Genomic DNA, 15910 nt, shown 5'->3' on the forward strand with positions numbered 1-15910 from the left:
CCTGTAGCCTCCGGCTTCAGCCGGAGCTCAGGTCCGCCTAAAGGCGGACTCCACAGAATTATAATTGCGCCGTGCGTATCTCAGCGTCCGCTCCGACACGAATTGATCTGGCCGGTGGCACCATCGACATCTGGCCGTTGTACCTGTTCCACCCGGGCGCGCAGACGCTGCACATCGCCATCAGCCTGCGGGCGCACGCCTGGATCGAGCCGCGGCCCGACGATCGAATCGAGTTGATCTCCGAGGACACCGATCGCATGGTGAACCTGCCGGCCGATCAGCTCAGGGGTGACGAGACCCTGCCCTTGCTCGGCCGCCTGGCGCACCGCTTTGGCGCGCATGGCCTGCGGCTGACGACCCGCGGCGAGTCGCCGGCCGGTGCCGGGATCGCCGGCTCCTCTGCCCTGAACATCGCCATCTGCGGGGCCCTCGCGCGTTTCACCCACCAGGAGCTCGATCCCGAGACCCTGATGGACGTCGCGAAAGATGTCGAGGCCCAGGTCATCCACGTGCCGACGGGCCTGCAGGACTACCGGCCGGCCATGTACGGCGGCATCGCGGCGCTCGAACTCGAAGCCGGCCGGCCAGTTCGGGTCGCGCTTGACGTCGACCCCAACGAGCTGCAGCAGCGCCTGGTCCTTTGTTACACGGGGGAACCGCGCAACTCGGGCACCAACAACTGGGAGATCACCAAGCGGCACATCGATGGTGACCGGCACATCTTCGACTGCTTCGAGCGTATTCGCGACACGGCGGCCGCCATGCGCGCGGCCCTCACGCAAGGCGACTGGGACACGACCGCGCAGTGCCTCGCCACCGAGTGGGACAATCGCAAGCGCCTGGCCCCTGGCGTCACCACCGCCGCCATTGACGAACTAATCGGGCGCGCCATGGCCGCAGGCGCGCAGGGGGCCAAGGTTTGCGGCGCGGGCGGCGGCGGGTGCCTGGTCTGCATCGCGCCCCCGGACCAGGTTCCGGCCGTGCGCGAGGCACTCGCCGACGGCGGCGCCCGCATCCTGGACTTCCAGATTGAAACCACCGGCCTGAGCGTCATCGAGGCATGAGCGCACCCCTGCCCGCGCCCCTCGACAATCGCGCCATCGCGCGCGTGTTGCTGGAGATTGCCGACCTGCTCGAACTGAAGGGCGAGAACCCCTTCAAGATTCGCGCGTATCGCAACGGCGCCGACGTCGTGGCGCATGCCGCCGAAGCCGCCGCCGGCCTGGACGAGGCCGCCCTGCGGGCCTGGCCCGGCATTGGCAAGGACCTCGCCACGCGGATTCGCGACATCGCGGCCACCGGCACCTGCGAAGTGCGCCGGGTGTTACTGCAGGAGTTTCCCGAGACGCTGCTCGAGGTCTTGCGGCTGCAGGGCGTGGGTCCCAAGACCGTCGCGATGCTCTACAAGGAACTTCACATCACGAGCCTCGACGACCTGGGCCAGGCCGCGAGGACGGGCCGGATCCGCGGGCTCAAGGGCATGGGCGCCAAGAAAGAGGAGCTGATCCTGAAGGCGCTCGACGAGCGCCAGCGCCACGCCGGCCGCCACCTGCTGCACAAGTCAACCGAGGTGGCCGAGGCCCTGATCGCCTACCTGACGACGCACGCGCCGGCGGCTACCATCGTGACGGTGGGCAGCGTGCGCCGGGGCGCCGAGACGAGCGGCGACCTCGACCTGCTGGCCACCGGCGCCGACCAGACGCTGGCGGACGCGTTGGTGACCTATCCCACGGTCGAGCGGATCCTCGGCCACGGGCCGACCAAGGCCAGCGTGTTGCTGCGGGGCGGCTACCAGGCCGACCTGCGCATCGTGCAACCCGATCAGCGCGGGGCCGCGCTGCAATATTTCACCGGCTCGAAAGCACACAACATCGCCCTGCGCGACCGGGCGCTCGAGCGCGGCTGGAAGCTCAACGAGTACGGTTTGTTCGATGCCAGGGACCGGGCGATCGCCGGCCCGACCGAGGAAGGCATCTACGAGGCCCTGGGCCTGGCCTGGATTCCCCCTGAACTTCGCGAGAACCGCGGCGAGCTCGATGCGGCGGACCAGCAGGCCCTGCCCGCCCTTCTCAAGCAGGAGGACCTGCGCGGTGACGTCCACATGCACACCACCGAGTCCGATGGCCGCGAGAGCCTGGCAACGATGGTGGCGGCCGCCATGGCCCGCGGCCTCGAGTACATTGCGATCACCGACCACACCCAGTCGCTGGCAATGACCAACGGCCTGGACGAGGCCCGCACCTACGCCGCGGCCGAGCGCATTCGCGCGTATTCCGCGACGCTAAAGGGCTTCACGGTTCTGGCCGGCATCGAATGCGACATTCTCGCCGACGGCCGTCTCGACCTGGCCGACGACTGCCTGGCTGGTCTCGACCTGGTCGTCGCTTCGGTCCACTCGGCCATGCAGCAGGACGAAGCCGAGATGACGGCGCGCATTATCAAGGCGATCGAGCACCCGTCGGTGGATATCATCGGCCACCTGACGGGCCGCATGCTGCTGCGCCGCGATCCGTCCCGTGTCAACGTCGAGAAGGTGATTGATGCGGCGGCGGCCAACGGCGTGGCGCTCGAGATCAACTCGCAACCCTACCGGCTGGACCTGTCCGACAGCCACGCCCGGCTGGCGCGGGATCGCGGGGTGAAGATCGCCATCAATTCCGACGCGCACGAGATCGACGCGCTCGGCTACACCCGCTGGGGCGTGCTGACCGCCCGCCGCGCCTGGCTCACCAAGGACGACGTGCTCAATACCTTGCCGCTGCCGAAGTTCCGAAAGGCCCTGCGCCGGAACCGGGGGTGAGAATGTGGCGGGGTGAGAACGTGGCGTCCGGCTTTAGCCGGACCGTGCCTACCCGTATAATGGCGGCCAATGGACGCGGTCGCGGAAATCAAGAAACTCTATTACGGCGCCACGAAGGCCACCATCCAGCGTGATCTGGAGCGGGCGATCGACTTGCTGAAGACGCTGCCGTCCGAGGAGGATCGCGACCGGGTCGCGGTCTACATGGATGGGTTGTCGCAGATGCGGTCGGAGTGGGCCCAGGCCAACCGCGGGGGCGTCGCTACCCCCGGTTCGCCGCCGCGCGCTTCTTCGCGGCCAGCCGCAGGGCCTCGGGGACGTTCCGGTCCGCCGCCACCTTCTTCACGTCGCTCTCGGTAAGGCGCTGCATCAGGTTCATCGACATGGCGACCGGGGTCTTCGAGTTCTTCACGAGGCTGAGCACCACCGAGTAGTTCTTCGTCCACGCGCGCGTGTTGGCGATCGTGCGCAGGATGTCTTCCGAGACGTTGCCCATCTTGGCAAAGGCCTCGACCTCGGCGTCGTTGACCTTGGGGCAGCTGAGCACCGCCGAGGCCACCAGGCGGTTGGGATCGCGAATCAGCACCGATCGCATTTCCCGCGTGCCCTTCATCGCGCACTTCAGCTTTTCGGGGACACCCATGTTGGCCAGGCGCTGGCCGAAGGTGAGCGCCGTCTCCCCTTCTTGCTGCCCGAACTCGAGCCCCGACTCGTCGGTGTCGAGCAGCGGCTCGTCGAAGTCGGGCGCCGGAGTCGCCGAGGGCGTGATGCCGCGGGCGATGAAGAACTCGCGCAGTTCCACCGGCACGTCCGAGCGCGCGATGAAGCTCGCCACCAGCTCCGGCGGCAGCAATCCCAGCGTGGTGTTGGCGATTTCACGGATCTCGGAATCGGCGTCCGAGGTGAGGATCATCAGGATACCGAGCTGCTCGAGCGGCCGCGGCGCGACGGCGCCCTGCGCCGCCAGCAGGCGCACATCGCGGGCCACTTCACCGCGCCTGAAGAAGTCCAGCAGCGGGCTGCCGAGGCCGGCGGCCATCAGTATCGGACCAGGAAGTCTTCGTAGTCGTCGCGGCCGATGCGCACCGACAGCACCTCGCCGGGCACGCCGAGCAAGCGGCCGGCTTGGCCGTTGATGCTGAACTGCACGGCCGACGCGTTATCGCCCAACAGCCACAGCTCTTCGCCGAGATCGATTCGCAGGGTCTCGCCCTGCTCGACCATGCGGGCCACGATCTCGCGGCCATCGGCCATGACGCGCAGTTGACAGCGGGACGACATGGTGAGCGTCACAACCACCGGCCGCGGCAAGGCCAGCGAGGCTTCCGTGAAGCCGCCGGCCGGCAGTACTTCGGCACGACGCGATGGAGCGGACACCGATTCGATACGGGCCGGAGTCTCGCCCGAGCGTGCCGGCCAACCAAAGTAAGCGACGCCCGCCAAGAGCGGCAGAATGGCGCCCGCGACCGCGATGATCCGTTGGAGCGGGCGCGACGGTTCCGGCGAGAGCACCACCGTGGCCGACACCGGCAGCGGCAGGTCGTCGGGATGCGCGGCCATGAACTCGCGCAGCAGTTCGTCGGGATTGAGGCCGACCTCGCTCGCGACCGACTTCACGATCGAGCGGCGATAGATGCCATCAGGCAACGCCGTAATGCAATTGCCTTCGAGCGATTCGATCGTACGCACCGAGAGCTTCGTGATCTCGGCAAGTTGCCGGCACGACAAGCCCTTGGCTTCGCGGGCCATCTTGAGACGCGTCGCCGGATCGAGCGGGCGTTGCATAGCTAATGCTGCGGTGTACGAACGTTGGTTAATTGCCAGAACTGCCTATCTTTCAAGGGGGCAGAACGACATATTAGGAAACCGAATGCTCCGAGTCAAACCCCAAACGCAGATCGATGACTCGTTTTTGCACAAACTGAGACAGGCGTTCTCCGCCTAAAGGGATGAAGGCGCCGATGGCCGCCACGCCGGCTGCGCCACTAGCTGCCACCAGAGGAATCGATGGCAGGTCGATCCCACCAATCGCCAACACCGGCCGGCCAGCTGACACGTCTACCACTGCCGCCAACCCCTCCCAGCCCAGACACACTGCCCAGGGCTTCGAAACCGTCGGGCACACCGTGCCTGCTATCAGGTGATCGGCATTCCCCGAAGAAACTGCGGCCGCCGCGCTGTGAACGGACCGCCCAATGCAGAATCCGGGAGCCGTCACGTGGCGGACGGCCTCGACCGGGAACGACCGCTCCTTCAGGTGAACGCCCGCTGCGCCAGCCGCCCAGGCGACGTCCAGTCGGTCATTTACCAAAACCCGGGTGGCGGTATCCCTGAGATCGCTGACGATCGCCTTGGCCAGGCCGACCAGGGCCGCGGCTTCGAGGTCGGGTTCACGAACCTGCACCAGGTCAACCCCCGCCTCGGCAGCCGCACGGACCTGCGTCCGGAGCGCCTCGACCCAGGCGCCCGTCTCGATCCCGAGCGCTGCGCCCAGGCGCCGCCGGTCGGTGACGAGGCACAGCATCATGGCTGGTCGTCAGCCGGCGGCTGGGAGGCCTTGGAGGCGAGCGAGTCGCCCAGTTCCACCAGCCCCACGGCGATGTTGACCAGGCCCAGACCGCTGATGGCCCCGCGCAGGTAGTTGCTGGTCAACACCGCCTCGAGGGCCGGCGACCACTCGACGAAGTAGTTGCGCTCCCAGAAGGTCGACCACGGGATCAACACCAACAGGAGACCGGTTTCGAGCAGGAGGGCGACGAAGAGAAGGCGCCTGAACAGAAATCAGCCCCGGGCCTGGACTTTGGACAGCCGATCGATATGCCCGGACACGTCGCGATACCCACCGGACTCGGATTCGAGTTCGACGAATACTGCCAGCGCGCGCGAACTCTCGCCGACCACCTCGAGCGTCTGGGCGAGATCGTACAAGAGCGACCGGCCGGCATCGGCCGTGGGCGCGGGCGCTTCCGCCGCCCGCTCCAGCCACTCGATGGCGTGCTCCAGGTCCTTGCGTTCGAGATACAGCCGCCCCAGCATCGAGGCGGCATCAAACCGCTGCCGCGGCGACCGGGTCGCCCCCTCGAGCGCCTTCATGGCGTCCTCGGTCATCCCCATCTCGTGATACGTCAGCGCCAGCCGATACTGTTCGGCAGCGGCCTCCTCGGCCGACTGGCGGTTCGACTCGTCGCGCAGGCCACGGAACACCTGGTCGAGCGACCGCGGCGCCGGGGACGTCAGCGGCGCAGGCACCGGAGGATCCGCCAGCGCATCGGTGAGATCGATCTCGATGGTGCCGGAATCGGAGAACGTCTCCACCGGAAGCGGCGCACCCTTTGGCGCGGCCTTCGCGACCGGTGCCGGCGGTGGTTCGGGAACCGGCGGCGTATCGAACGACACGCCTTCGTTCAGATCCAGCTTTTCGGTGGCCAGGAACGGGCTGTCGCCGCTCAGGCGATCGGCAATGATCGCGTCGGGATCGGCCTCGCCCAACATCACGAGGGCGCGGCGGAACCGGTCGAGGTTGGCGCGGTTCCACGGCTCGCGAGCGACGAGATCCTCGCTGATGATGCGCGCTTCGAGACCGCGGCCGACGTTCAGGTAGGCGTCGGCCAACTGCGCCTGCGCCTCGTACATGGTGGCCTCGAGGTCGCCGTCCACGCAGATCTCCACCAGCCGCATGAGGGCCACCAGGTGGGTGGGGACGCGAATGGTGAACTCGTGCAGCGACACGGCGGCCGCGGCGTAGTCGCCGTCCTCCAGCGCCGCATCGGCGACCGCGTCAATGCACTCGTACCCCGCCTCCGCGTTCGACTCGGCCAGGCGGCAGCCGACCACGACGGCCGCCTGCGCCTGGCTGCGATCCAGCGTCAGTGCCTGCTTGATCGCGGCGCGGCCTTCGCTGGTGCGGCCGGCCGTCAGCTCCATTTCACCGAGCGTGATCCACAGGGCTGGGTCGGCCCCCGCCGTCTCGGCCGAGAGATAGGTGCGCGCTTTCGCGAGGTCGCCGCGCGCCACGTACGCCATGGCCAGCCCGGCCCGGACCTCGAGGTCCGCGGGATCCGCCTCCGCCACCTGCCCGAGCACTTCGAGCGACAGGTCGCCCTGCCCCGCCTGGGCAAAGGCCGCCGCGACCTGCTTCAGTTCGACGGCGCCACTGGCCACCTTGCGCGCCAGGTCGGGCGTCTGTCCCGCAAGGTACGCGACAAACAAGCGTGTCCGCGTCTCCTCGTCCGAGCTGTCGAGGTCAAACGCCGCCTGCAAGGCGCTCAGCGCGTCGGCGCCGTGGTCCTGCTTCTCGTAGCGCGCGGCCACGTCGCGGAACTCACGCAGCGCCGTCACGACATCGCCGGTTTCGGCCGCCAGGTGGGCCGCACGCATGCGGGCCTCGAGGTCGTCGGGATCCAGGGTCCCCAGGCGGATGGCGATCTCCGCCGCGCCCTTCTTGTCGCCGCGGGCCTTGCGGCGGTCGGCGACGGTCTGGAAGTACTGTTTCGCGTCCGCGAGGGTGCCCTGCCGGGCGGCCAGGTCGCCTGACTGCAACAGGGCGTACTCGTCGTCTGGCTTGAGCTTGAGGATCTTCTTGAAGAGGGCCGCCGCCTTTGGATAGAACCCTTCCTCGGCGAGGTGGTCGGCGATGCGCGTGAACTGTTGAAGGCCCTTGTCGAGCTGGTTGCCCCGCACGTAGAGGTCGCCCAGGGCGTTGGCGCTGTTCCAGTCGCGCGGCTGGGCTTCGACTACCTTGACGTACTCCACGATAGCCGCATCAATGCGGCCCTGTCGGAGTGCTTTTTCCGCACTTTTAAGTGCGGCTTCACGATCGAACGGCGGCACTTTGTAAACGGCCCTCAGGCAATGGTATCAAACAGGGTCGCCGGCCGGAACGTTCGCCGGTGCTGCGGCGAGTAGCCAAACCGGGCGACCGCCGCCAGATGCTCGGCTGTCGCATAGCCCTTGTGTCGGTCGAAACCGTATCGCGGGTCAGCGCGGTGAAGCTCGTGCATCATTCGATCCCGGGTCACCTTGGCGACGATCGACGCCGCGGCAATGGCCGACGAGCGGCGATCGCCGCCAATCACCCCGCGCTGGGCCATCGGCAATGACGGAATTCGAAAGGCATCTACCAAAACTGCATCTGGCAGGGGGGCCAGCGCCAGCACGGCCCGCCGCATCGCCTGCAGCGTGGCCTGGTGGATGTTGATGCGGTCGATCTCGTCCGGGGTCACCGACACCACCGCCCAGGCGATGGCTTTCGAGACAATCTCTTCGTGCAACCGGTCGCGCTGGGCGGCGGTCAGGGCCTTCGAGTCGGCCAGGCCGTCGATGCGCCGCTGCGGGTCGAGGATGACGGCCCCGGCCATGACCGGCCCGGCCAGGCATCCCCGCCCGACTTCATCCACTCCGGCGACACAGACAAAGCCGTATCGTCGGAGCGCGTTCTCAATCGTGCGGCGCGCGCTTACCCTCGCCACACCGGCACCCTTGGCACCCTTGGCACCCGAGGCACATTAGGCACCTTAGGCACCCTGGCTACGACGTCTTTTTGACTTCCTTCATGCGGGCCGCCTTGCCCTTGAGGTCGCGCAGGAAGTACAGCTTCGCGCGGCGGACCTTGGCGGAGCGCAGCACTTCGACCTTGGAGATGGTCGGCGAGTGCATCGGGAAGATACGCTCGACGCCCTGGCTGAACGACACCTTGCGGACGGTGAAGGTGGCCCGGTTGCCGCCCTTGCGGAGACCGATGACGACCCCCTCGAACACCTGGATGCGTTCCTTGTCGCCTTCCTTGACGCGCACGTGCACGCGCACCGTGTCGCCGGCCTTCATGCGGGGCCGCTCGACCAGTTGCGCCTTCTCTACCATCTCCATCGCAGTCATCACTTGCTCCTTTTGCTCAACCACTCGTGTTCATCGGCGTCGAGCGCCGCGTCCGCCAGGAGGTCGGGCCGCCGTTCGGCCGTCCGTTCCAACGCCGCGTTGCGCCGCCACCGGCGAATTTCGCCATGATGCCCCGAGACCAACACCGGCGGCACCGCCCGTCCCTCGAATTCCGCGGGCCTCGTGTAGTGCGGGTAATCGAGCAACCCGCGCGTAAACGAATCCCCCTCCACCGACTGCTCGTCGCCGACGACACCCGGCACCAGCCTCGCCACCGCGTCCACGACCGCCAGCGCCGCAATCTCGCCGCCCGACAGCACGTAGTCGCCAATCGACAGTTCTTCGGTCGCCAGCGCCTCGCGCACCCGTTCGTCGATGCCCTCGTAGCGCCCGCACAGCAGCACCAGGTGGCCCAGACCCACCAGCCGCCGCGCCCCAGACTGGGTAAACGGCACTCCGGCCGGCGTCAGCATCACGACCGCATCGGGCGTCCCGCGCGTCTCGCGAATCGCGGCCAGCGCGGCGAAGAACGGCTCGGGCTTCATCACCATGCCCGGGCCGCCGCCAAACGGCACATCGTCCACGACGTGGTGTTTATCCGTCGTGTAGTCGCGGAGGTTGTGGACCACGATGTCGATCAGTCCACTGGTCCGGGCCCGCCCCACCACGCCTTCCGCGAGGCCGGCTTCGACCATCCGCGGAAAGATCGTGATGATATCGACCTTCATTTTCTCCTGGCCTCGCTCCGCTTCGGCGGGCTGTTTCCCGGCCTCGCTCCGCTGCGGCGGGCTAACGCCACTCTCCGTTCAGTTCCAGCAGGCCATCGGGCGGGCGCACCGTGATGCGTTTGGCCGCGACGTCCACCGTGCAAATCTCGTCAGCGAGGGGGATCAGCAGCTCGCTGCGCTTCCCCGCCACCACCAGCCGCGCCTGGGCGCTGTCGTCCAGCACGTCGGTCACGCGCCCCACGAACTCGCCGGCCTCGGTCACCACCTCGCACCCAATCAGGTCGCGGTGGAAGAACTCGCCCTCATCGAGCAGCGCCGTCTCGACTTCGTCGGTGCGCAGCTGCTGGCCGGCCAGCAGCTCCGCGTCGTTCATCGAGCCGATGCCCGAGAACATGATCACCGGGCGGCCCTGGTGCATTCGCATCGTGACCACGTCCAGAGTGGACGGCTCGCCGCCCCGGCGGCGCGTCCACAACCGGGCACCCTTGCGAAACCGCTCCTCCGGGAAGTCGGTCTCGGGATTCACGATCACCTCGCCGCGATTGCCGTGCGTCCGGGCGATCACGCCCACGAGGATGCCCGCGTCCCACTCCACGGGACTTAGCTGCGGCCGGTTTGATCGCGGATGTCGAGGCTGACCTTCTGGTCGTCGTCCTCGGCAGCGCTCGACAGCAGCGTCCGCAACGCGGCGGCGGTCCGACCCTGCCGGCCAATCACGCGGCCGAGGTCGCCCGAGGCCACCTGCAATTCGTAGACGGTCGCGCCGCGGCGCTCCGATGCCCGCACGCTGACGGCGTCGGGCTGGTCGGCCAGCGCGCGCGCCACGGCTTCGATGAGTCCCTTGAGGTCGGCCACAGGGAGGTCCTAGGCGGTCGGGGCCGCGGGCTGGGCCACGACCGGCTCAACCACGACGCCACGGTCGCGAGTCAGGTGCTTCGCCATCAGCGTGCGCACCGAGTCCGACGGCTTCGCGCCGACCTTCACCCAGTGGGCGACCCGGTCCTTGTTGATCTCGAACACCGCCGGCTGGTTGCGCGGGTTGTAGAAGCCGAGCACCTCGATGAACTCGCCTTCCTTCTTGGAGCGGGCCTCGGACACCACGATGCGGAAAAACGGGCGCTTCTTCGAACCGGTGCGACGCATGCGAATCGACAACATCTTGAACTCTCTACCTGCGGCACATGGTGGCCGCGCTTCTTGGTTTCCGAGGGCGCACTAAAGTGCGCCCCTACGAACGACGAACGACTAACGCATCAAGCTAAACGGGCTCTTCTTCTTTTTCTTCTTCGGTGCCGCAGCAATGGGCTCGCCCGTCATTTGGCCCACCATCTTCAGCATCCGCTGCATTTCCACGAACTGCTTCAGCAGGCGGTTGACGTCTTCAACCGTCGTGCCGCTGCCCTTCGCGACGCGCTTGCGGCGGCTCCCATCGAGGAGGTCCGCCTGCTTCCGCTCCGCGGGCGTCATCGAGTTGATGATCGCTTCGATCCGCGAGAGCTGCTTCTCGTCCGGCTTCTGGCCGGCCAGTTCCTTCATGCCGCCCATCCCGGGCAGCATGCCCATGATCTTGTCGAGCGGGCCCATCCGCTTCAGCATGCGGAGCTGATCGCGGAAGTCTTCGAGCGTGAACCCGCCCTTGCGGATTTTCGCTTCCAGCTTCTCGGCATCGCCCTGGTCGATGACCTCTTCGGCCTTCTCGATCAGCGACAGCACGTCGCCCATGCCCAGCATGCGCGACACGAACCGATCCGCGTGGAACGGTTCGAGGTCTTCCAGTTTCTCGCCGCTGCCGACGAACGCAATCGGCACGCCGACGACCGACACCACCGACAGGGCCGCGCCGCCGCGCGCGTCGCCGTCGATCTTCGTCAGCACCACGCCGGTGACGCCCATCTGCGCGTTGAACTCGCCCGCGCTCTTGATGGCGTCCTGGCCCGTCATCGCATCGGCGACATAGAGCAGGTCGGTCGGCGCCGCAATCTCCCGAATCGCGACCAGCTCTTTCATGAGCTCGTCGTCGATGTGCAGCCGGCCCGCCGTGTCGACGATCACGACGTCGTTGCCGACCGCCTTGGCTTCGGCCAGCGCGCTCTTCGTGCGCGACACCGGATCCAGGTTGCCCACCGGATCGTGCACGCGCACGCCGGCCTGCTGCGCGACGATGGCCAACTGCTGAATGGCCGCCGGACGCCGGACGTCGGTGGACACCACAATCGGGTGCTTCCCCTGCTTCACCAGCCACTTGGCCAGCTTGCCGGTCGTCGTCGTCTTGCCCGAGCCCTGCAGCCCGAGCATCAAAATCACGCGCGGTCGCGCCGAGCTCTCCTGAAGCCCGCCCTTGGCATCGCCAAACAGCGCGAGCAGTTCATCCCGGACGATCTTGATGACCTGCTGGCTCGGCGTCAGGCTCTTGAGGACCGCCTGGTCCATCGCCCGATCGCGCACGCGATCGACGAAGGCCTTGACGACCTTGAAGTTGACGTCGGCCTCGAGCAACGCCAGCCGGATCTCCCGGAGGACGTTCTCAACCGTCGCTTCTGTAAGACGTGTTTCTCCCTTGATGGACTGGAAGACGTCCTGCAGGCGATTACTAAGGGCGTCGAACAAACCCTTATCCTACATGAACTTCAAGCGATCGGTCAAACCGATTTGAGGCGGTGCCCGAGCTTGTCTTTCTTTACTTTCAGGTACTTACGGGTGGTGTCGGAGGCGGCAATCTCCAGTGGGAGGGTCGAGGACACCGACAGGCCGTACCCCTGCAGACCCACGAACTTACGGGGATTGTTGGTCAGCAGCCGCATGGTTCGGACCCCCAGGTCGCGCAGGATCTGGGCGCCGATGCCGTAATCACGCTGGTCGGGCTTGAAGCCCAGCTTCTCGTTCGCCTCGACCGTGTCGAGGCCCTGGTCCTGCAGTGCATAGGCCCGAATCTTGTTGGCCAGGCCAATGCCGCGCCCTTCCTGGTTGAGATACAGGAGCACGCCCCGGCCTTCGGCGGCAATGCGCCGCATCGCGGCATCGAGCTGGTCGCCACAGTCGCAGCGGGCCGAATGGAACACGTCACCGGTCAGGCACTTCGAGTGCACGCGCACCAGGATGTCCTTGCCCGAGCTGATGTCCCCTGCCACCAGCGCGACGTGGGTCATGCTGTCGAGGACGCTGGTGTAGGCGTGAATGCGGAACGGGCCGAGTTCGGTCGGCAAATCCGCTTCCGCCGCTTTCTGAACGAGGCCTTCGTGCTGCATCCGGTGCTGGATGAGATCCGCCACCGTGATCATCAGCAGTTTGTGCTTGCGCGCGAACTTCGCCAGTTCGGGCACGCGCGCCATGGTGCCGTCCTTCTTGGCAATCTCACAGATCACGCCGGCCGGCTCCAGGCCCGCCATGCGCGACAGGTCAACCGCCGCCTCGGTCTGGCCCGCGCGCACCAGTACGCCGCCGTCGCGCGCGCGCAGCGGGAACACGTGCCCCGGCCGCGCCAGGTCGGCGGGCTTGGTCTTCGGATCGATCGCCGTCAGGACCGTGCGCGCGCGGTCGTGCGCCGAGATGCCGGTGGACGTGCCGCGCTTCGCCTCGACGCCGACACAGAAAGCCGTCTCGAACTGCGTCGAGTTCATCTGCTGCGGCACCTGCAGCGGGATGTTCAGTTCGTCGAGCCGGGCCGCGGTCATGGGCATGCAGATCAGGCCGCGCCCGTGCGTCATCATGAAGTTGATCGCCTCCGGCGTCACGTGCTCGGCGGCAATCGTCAGGTCGCCTTCGTTCTCGCGATCCTCGTCATCGACGACGATCAGCATCTCGCCGCGGCGATACGCGGCCACCGCGGTGTCGATGGTCGCAAACGGCGACTGCGGCCGCGCGCCCGTCGCAATCTTCAGGGCCCGCGACTTGGGGCTGGCGGCTTGGGGCTTCGTAGTGGTCATGACTTCCTGAGTTCCATGGCGCGGACCGCGTACTTGCCGAATAAGTCGCATTCGAGGTTGACCTTGTCGCCGGCCCGCAGCAGCTTGAGCGTCGTCGTCCGCCAGGTAAACGGGATCACCTGCACGTCGAACTGCCGCTCGCCAAGGCCGGCCACGGTGAGGCTGACGCCGTCGACGGCGACCGAACCCTTGCGAATGAAATACGCGGCCAGCCCGGGGGGAAAGGCAATCGTCACCCAATGCGACTCGGCTTCGGGCCGGACGTCTTCGACGGTCCCGACCCCGTCCACGTGGCCCAGGACGAAGTGACCATCGACGCGGCCGTCGAACCGGAGCGGCCGCTCCAGATTGACCGATTGCCCGCGCTGCAACGCGCCAAAGGTCGTGACGCGCGCGGTTTCGGGGCCGACGTCGGCCAGCACGTGCTCGCCGTCAATCAGGATGACGGTCAGGCACACCCCGTTCACGGCCACGCTGTCGCCCAGCTTCAGCTCGGTGGCGAGCGGCGTGTGGATGCGCACGCGGTATCCGCCCCCCGTACCCTTGACCTCGGCCAGCGTGCCGACCGCCTCAACGATCCCCGTGAACATCTGCTTCCATCCAGGCATCCGGCCCGAGCGTCTCAACCCGCACTGGAATGAGTTGCGACATTGGCACCGGCAGTCCGTCGAACACCTTGGCGCCCTGCTCACCCAGTTCGGTGGGCGCCACAATCACAATCACACGGTCGACGATACGCGCCCGCCAGGCCGCGGCATGCAAAGCGCCGCCCCCCTCGAGCAGTAACGCTGAGATGTCCCACGCCAGCAGCGCCCGGACGTCGGTGGCCAGGTCGCCGGTGCCTGCCACCAGGGTGGCGCCCGCCGCCCGCAAGGCGTCGGCGCGACCCGGCTGCTGCGCCACCGTCTCAGCCGTACTGATTATTATGACCGGGCCAGCGGCCAGCGTCGAGAAGAGGCGCGCGCTGGACGGCGTGCGCAGCCGGCGGTCGAACACCACCCGCGCCAGCGGCCGCAAGCGGTAAGAGTCGCGGGCCGTCAGCACGGGATCATCGGCCAGGACCGTGCCCGACCCCACCCCCACGGCGTCCACCGCTCCGCGCAGGCGCTGGGTCCGGCGATTGGCCGCCGACGAGGTGATCGCGGTGCGCACCCCGGGGGCCGCCGCGATCTTGCCGTCCTGGCTGGTGGCGACCTTTACGGTCACCATGGGCCGTCCCGCGGTCTGCACGGTCGTGAAGGCCCGGTTGAGGCGCGCGGCGTCCTCGCCGAGCAGCCCCACCTCCACCTGGATGCCGCTCGCGCGCAACTGCGTAAAGCCCCGCCCGCTGACCAGCGGATTGGGGTCGGTCATGGCCGCGACCACCCGCGCGATGCCGGCGCCGATGATGCGATCGGTACATGGACCGGTGCGGCCGACGTGACAACAGGGCTCGAGATTCACATAGAGCGTCGCGCCGCGCGCGCGCTCCCCGGCGGCCTGCAGCGCGAACACCTCGGCGTGTGGATCGCCGACGCGAGGGTGCCGGCCCTCGCCGACGATCACGCCGTCGGTGCCGACCACCACGGCGCCCACCATCGGATTGGGCGTCGTGACACCCTCGGCCCGCCGGGCGTGAAACAACGCGCGCCGCATGTAATCGGCGTCGCTCACCATTTCTCTTGGAAGATGGCGTCGACGTATTCACGCGGCGAGAACGGCAGCAAGTCGTCCACGCCTTCGCCGACGCCGATGTACCGAATCGGCAGCTTCAAGTCGTGGGCAATGGCGACCGCGATGCCGCCCTTGGCGGTGCCATCGAGCTTGGTCAACACGATCCCGGTGACCCCGGCCACGCTGGTGAACTCGCGGGCCTGCGCCAGGCCGTTCTGCCCGACGGTGGCATCGAGCACCAGCAGCACTTCGTGAGGTGCCCCGGCCACCTCGCGGCTCGCCACCCGCCGGATCTTGTCGAGTTCGTTCATGAGGTTGGTGCGCGTATGGAGCCGGCCGGCGGTATCGACCAGCACGACGTCGCGCTGGCGAGCCTTGCCCGCCGTGATCGCGTCGAACACCACGGCCGCCGGATCCGACCCCTCGCGCGCGCGGACCATCTCGACGCCGGCGCGATCCGCCCAAATTTGCAACTGGTCCACCGCCGCGGCACGAAAGGTGTCGGCCGCGCAAATCAGCGGCGTGCGGCCCTCGCGCTTCAACTGATTCGCCAACTTGCCGATCGTGGTGGTCTTGCCGACGCCGTTGACGCCGACGATCAGCATGACGTGCGGCTTCACCGTGGGCGGAGCCAGCGGGGTCGTCGCTTCCAGTACGCGCAACATCTCCTGCTTCACGAGCTCGCGCAGGCTCTCGCCGCGACGTTGCCGCCGTGTGACGGCGCCGACAATTTCGCCCGACGCGGCGACGCCGACGTCGGCCATCAGCAGCACCTCTTCGAGCGCTTCGGCGGTCTCGGCATCGATGTCGCGGGTGCGCGCCTCGGTAGCGTCGGCGAGCCGCACGATGTCTTCAAACTTGTCAACCAGCTGCTGCGTCGTGCGCTGCAGCCCCTGCTTCAACTTGTCAAAAAGGCCCATTCGTTGGTCAGA

18 protein-coding genes are annotated in these 15910 nt (G+C 67.5%); 2 read left to right on the forward strand and 16 right to left on the reverse strand.

Features of this window, described 5'->3' with window-relative positions:
* Positions 1-71: 71 nt before the first annotated feature.
* Together Q8T13_12420 and polX are read left to right on the forward strand one after the other, a co-directional pair.
* Complete coding sequence (locus Q8T13_12420) at positions 72-1064, forward strand: GHMP kinase (protein ID MDP3718559.1); 993 nt, start codon at positions 72-74, stop codon at positions 1062-1064.
* A complete protein-coding gene (gene polX / locus Q8T13_12425; GenBank protein MDP3718560.1) occupies positions 1061-2800 on the forward strand; it encodes a DNA polymerase/3'-5' exonuclease PolX in 1740 nt (579 codons plus the stop codon). The genes Q8T13_12420 and polX overlap by 4 nt, the downstream gene beginning before the upstream one ends.
* A 262-nt stretch (positions 2801-3062) precedes the next feature.
* Here the strand turns inward: polX and Q8T13_12430 are convergent, their stop codons facing one another.
* The 16 genes from Q8T13_12430 to ftsY form a co-directional block, all read right to left on the reverse strand.
* Entirely contained in the window at positions 3063-3839 is a 777-nt protein-coding gene (locus Q8T13_12430; GenBank protein ID MDP3718561.1) for a hypothetical protein, read from the reverse strand.
* Entirely contained in the window at positions 3839-4585 is a 747-nt protein-coding gene (locus Q8T13_12435) for a DUF4115 domain-containing protein (protein ID MDP3718562.1), read from the reverse strand. Before Q8T13_12435 ends, Q8T13_12430 begins: the two co-directional genes overlap by 1 nt.
* A 73-nt stretch (positions 4586-4658) precedes the next feature.
* Positions 4659-5327: a thiamine phosphate synthase gene (locus Q8T13_12440; protein ID MDP3718563.1), complete on the reverse strand. Its 669-nt coding sequence runs from the start codon at positions 5325-5327 to the stop codon at positions 4659-4661.
* Positions 5324-5524, reverse strand: coding sequence for a hypothetical protein (locus tag Q8T13_12445; GenBank protein ID MDP3718564.1), 201 nt, complete (start codon positions 5522-5524; stop codon positions 5324-5326). The genes Q8T13_12440 and Q8T13_12445 overlap by 4 nt, the downstream gene beginning before the upstream one ends.
* 57 nt (positions 5525-5581) lie before the next feature.
* Positions 5582-7630, reverse strand: coding sequence for a tetratricopeptide repeat protein (locus Q8T13_12450; protein ID MDP3718565.1), 2049 nt, complete (start codon positions 7628-7630; stop codon positions 5582-5584).
* A 14-nt stretch (positions 7631-7644) separates the two neighbouring features.
* Complete coding sequence (locus Q8T13_12455; GenBank protein MDP3718566.1) at positions 7645-8268, reverse strand: ribonuclease HII; 624 nt, start codon at positions 8266-8268, stop codon at positions 7645-7647.
* A gap of 58 nt (positions 8269-8326) precedes the next feature.
* Complete coding sequence (rplS, locus tag Q8T13_12460) at positions 8327-8674, reverse strand: 50S ribosomal protein L19 (protein MDP3718567.1); 348 nt, start codon at positions 8672-8674, stop codon at positions 8327-8329.
* Positions 8674-9402: a tRNA (guanosine(37)-N1)-methyltransferase TrmD gene (gene trmD / locus Q8T13_12465; GenBank protein ID MDP3718568.1), complete on the reverse strand. Its 729-nt coding sequence runs from the start codon at positions 9400-9402 to the stop codon at positions 8674-8676. The genes rplS and trmD overlap by 1 nt, the downstream gene beginning before the upstream one ends.
* Before the next feature lie 61 nt (positions 9403-9463).
* Positions 9464-9997 carry a ribosome maturation factor RimM gene (gene rimM, locus Q8T13_12470; protein MDP3718569.1) on the reverse strand — a complete coding sequence of 178 codons (534 nt, stop codon included), beginning with the start codon at positions 9995-9997 and terminating at the stop codon, positions 9464-9466.
* A gap of 5 nt (positions 9998-10002) precedes the next feature.
* Entirely contained in the window at positions 10003-10257 is a 255-nt protein-coding gene (locus tag Q8T13_12475) for a KH domain-containing protein (GenBank protein ID MDP3718570.1), read from the reverse strand.
* Between the two features lie 9 nt (positions 10258-10266).
* Positions 10267-10560, reverse strand: a complete 294-nt coding sequence (rpsP, locus tag Q8T13_12480; GenBank protein MDP3718571.1) for a 30S ribosomal protein S16 — start codon at positions 10558-10560, stop codon at positions 10267-10269.
* Positions 10561-10647: 87 nt separating this feature from the next.
* Positions 10648-12009, reverse strand: a complete 1362-nt coding sequence (gene ffh / locus Q8T13_12485) for a signal recognition particle protein (GenBank protein MDP3718572.1) — start codon at positions 12007-12009, stop codon at positions 10648-10650.
* 32 nt (positions 12010-12041) lie between these two features.
* On the reverse strand, positions 12042-13199 hold the full coding sequence (locus Q8T13_12490; protein ID MDP3718573.1) for a bifunctional 3,4-dihydroxy-2-butanone-4-phosphate synthase/GTP cyclohydrolase II: 1158 nt from the start codon (positions 13197-13199) through the stop codon (positions 12042-12044).
* A 122-nt stretch (positions 13200-13321) separates the two neighbouring features.
* Positions 13322-13933: a riboflavin synthase gene (locus Q8T13_12495; GenBank protein ID MDP3718574.1), complete on the reverse strand. Its 612-nt coding sequence runs from the start codon at positions 13931-13933 to the stop codon at positions 13322-13324.
* Positions 13896-14981: a bifunctional diaminohydroxyphosphoribosylaminopyrimidine deaminase/5-amino-6-(5-phosphoribosylamino)uracil reductase RibD gene (gene ribD / locus Q8T13_12500; protein MDP3718575.1), complete on the reverse strand. Its 1086-nt coding sequence runs from the start codon at positions 14979-14981 to the stop codon at positions 13896-13898. The genes Q8T13_12495 and ribD overlap by 38 nt, the downstream gene beginning before the upstream one ends.
* On the reverse strand, positions 14975-15898 hold the full coding sequence (ftsY, locus tag Q8T13_12505) for a signal recognition particle-docking protein FtsY (GenBank protein MDP3718576.1): 924 nt from the start codon (positions 15896-15898) through the stop codon (positions 14975-14977). The genes ribD and ftsY overlap by 7 nt, the downstream gene beginning before the upstream one ends.
* Positions 15899-15910 lie beyond the last annotated feature (12 nt).

It is taken from the genome of Acidobacteriota bacterium, assembly GCA_030697165.1.
Lineage (GTDB): Bacteria > Acidobacteriota > Vicinamibacteria > Vicinamibacterales > UBA2999 > 12-FULL-67-14b.

Coding starts and splice junctions, on each gene's coding strand:
- polX (MDP3718560.1), top strand. CDS start 1,061: ATGAGCGCACCCCTGCCCGCGCCCCTCGACAATCGCGCCATCGCGCGC.
- Q8T13_12430 (MDP3718561.1), bottom strand. CDS start 3,839: ATGGCCGCCGGCCTCGGCAGCCCGCTGCTGGACTTCTTCAGGCGCGGT.
- Q8T13_12435 (MDP3718562.1), bottom strand. CDS start 4,585: ATGCAACGCCCGCTCGATCCGGCGACGCGTCTCAAGATGGCCCGCGAA.
- Q8T13_12440 (MDP3718563.1), bottom strand. CDS start 5,327: ATGATGCTGTGCCTCGTCACCGACCGGCGGCGCCTGGGCGCAGCGCTC.
- rplS (MDP3718567.1), bottom strand. CDS start 8,674: ATGACTGCGATGGAGATGGTAGAGAAGGCGCAACTGGTCGAGCGGCCC.
- trmD (MDP3718568.1), bottom strand. CDS start 9,402: ATGAAGGTCGATATCATCACGATCTTTCCGCGGATGGTCGAAGCCGGC.
- rpsP (MDP3718571.1), bottom strand. CDS start 10,560: ATGTTGTCGATTCGCATGCGTCGCACCGGTTCGAAGAAGCGCCCGTTT.
- Q8T13_12490 (MDP3718573.1), bottom strand. CDS start 13,199: ATGCTGATCGTCGTCGATGACGAGGATCGCGAGAACGAAGGCGACCTG.
- Q8T13_12495 (MDP3718574.1), bottom strand. CDS start 13,933: ATGCCTGGATGGAAGCAGATGTTCACGGGGATCGTTGAGGCGGTCGGC.
- ribD (MDP3718575.1), bottom strand. CDS start 14,981: ATGGTGAGCGACGCCGATTACATGCGGCGCGCGTTGTTTCACGCCCGG.
- ftsY (MDP3718576.1), bottom strand. CDS start 15,898: ATGGGCCTTTTTGACAAGTTGAAGCAGGGGCTGCAGCGCACGACGCAG.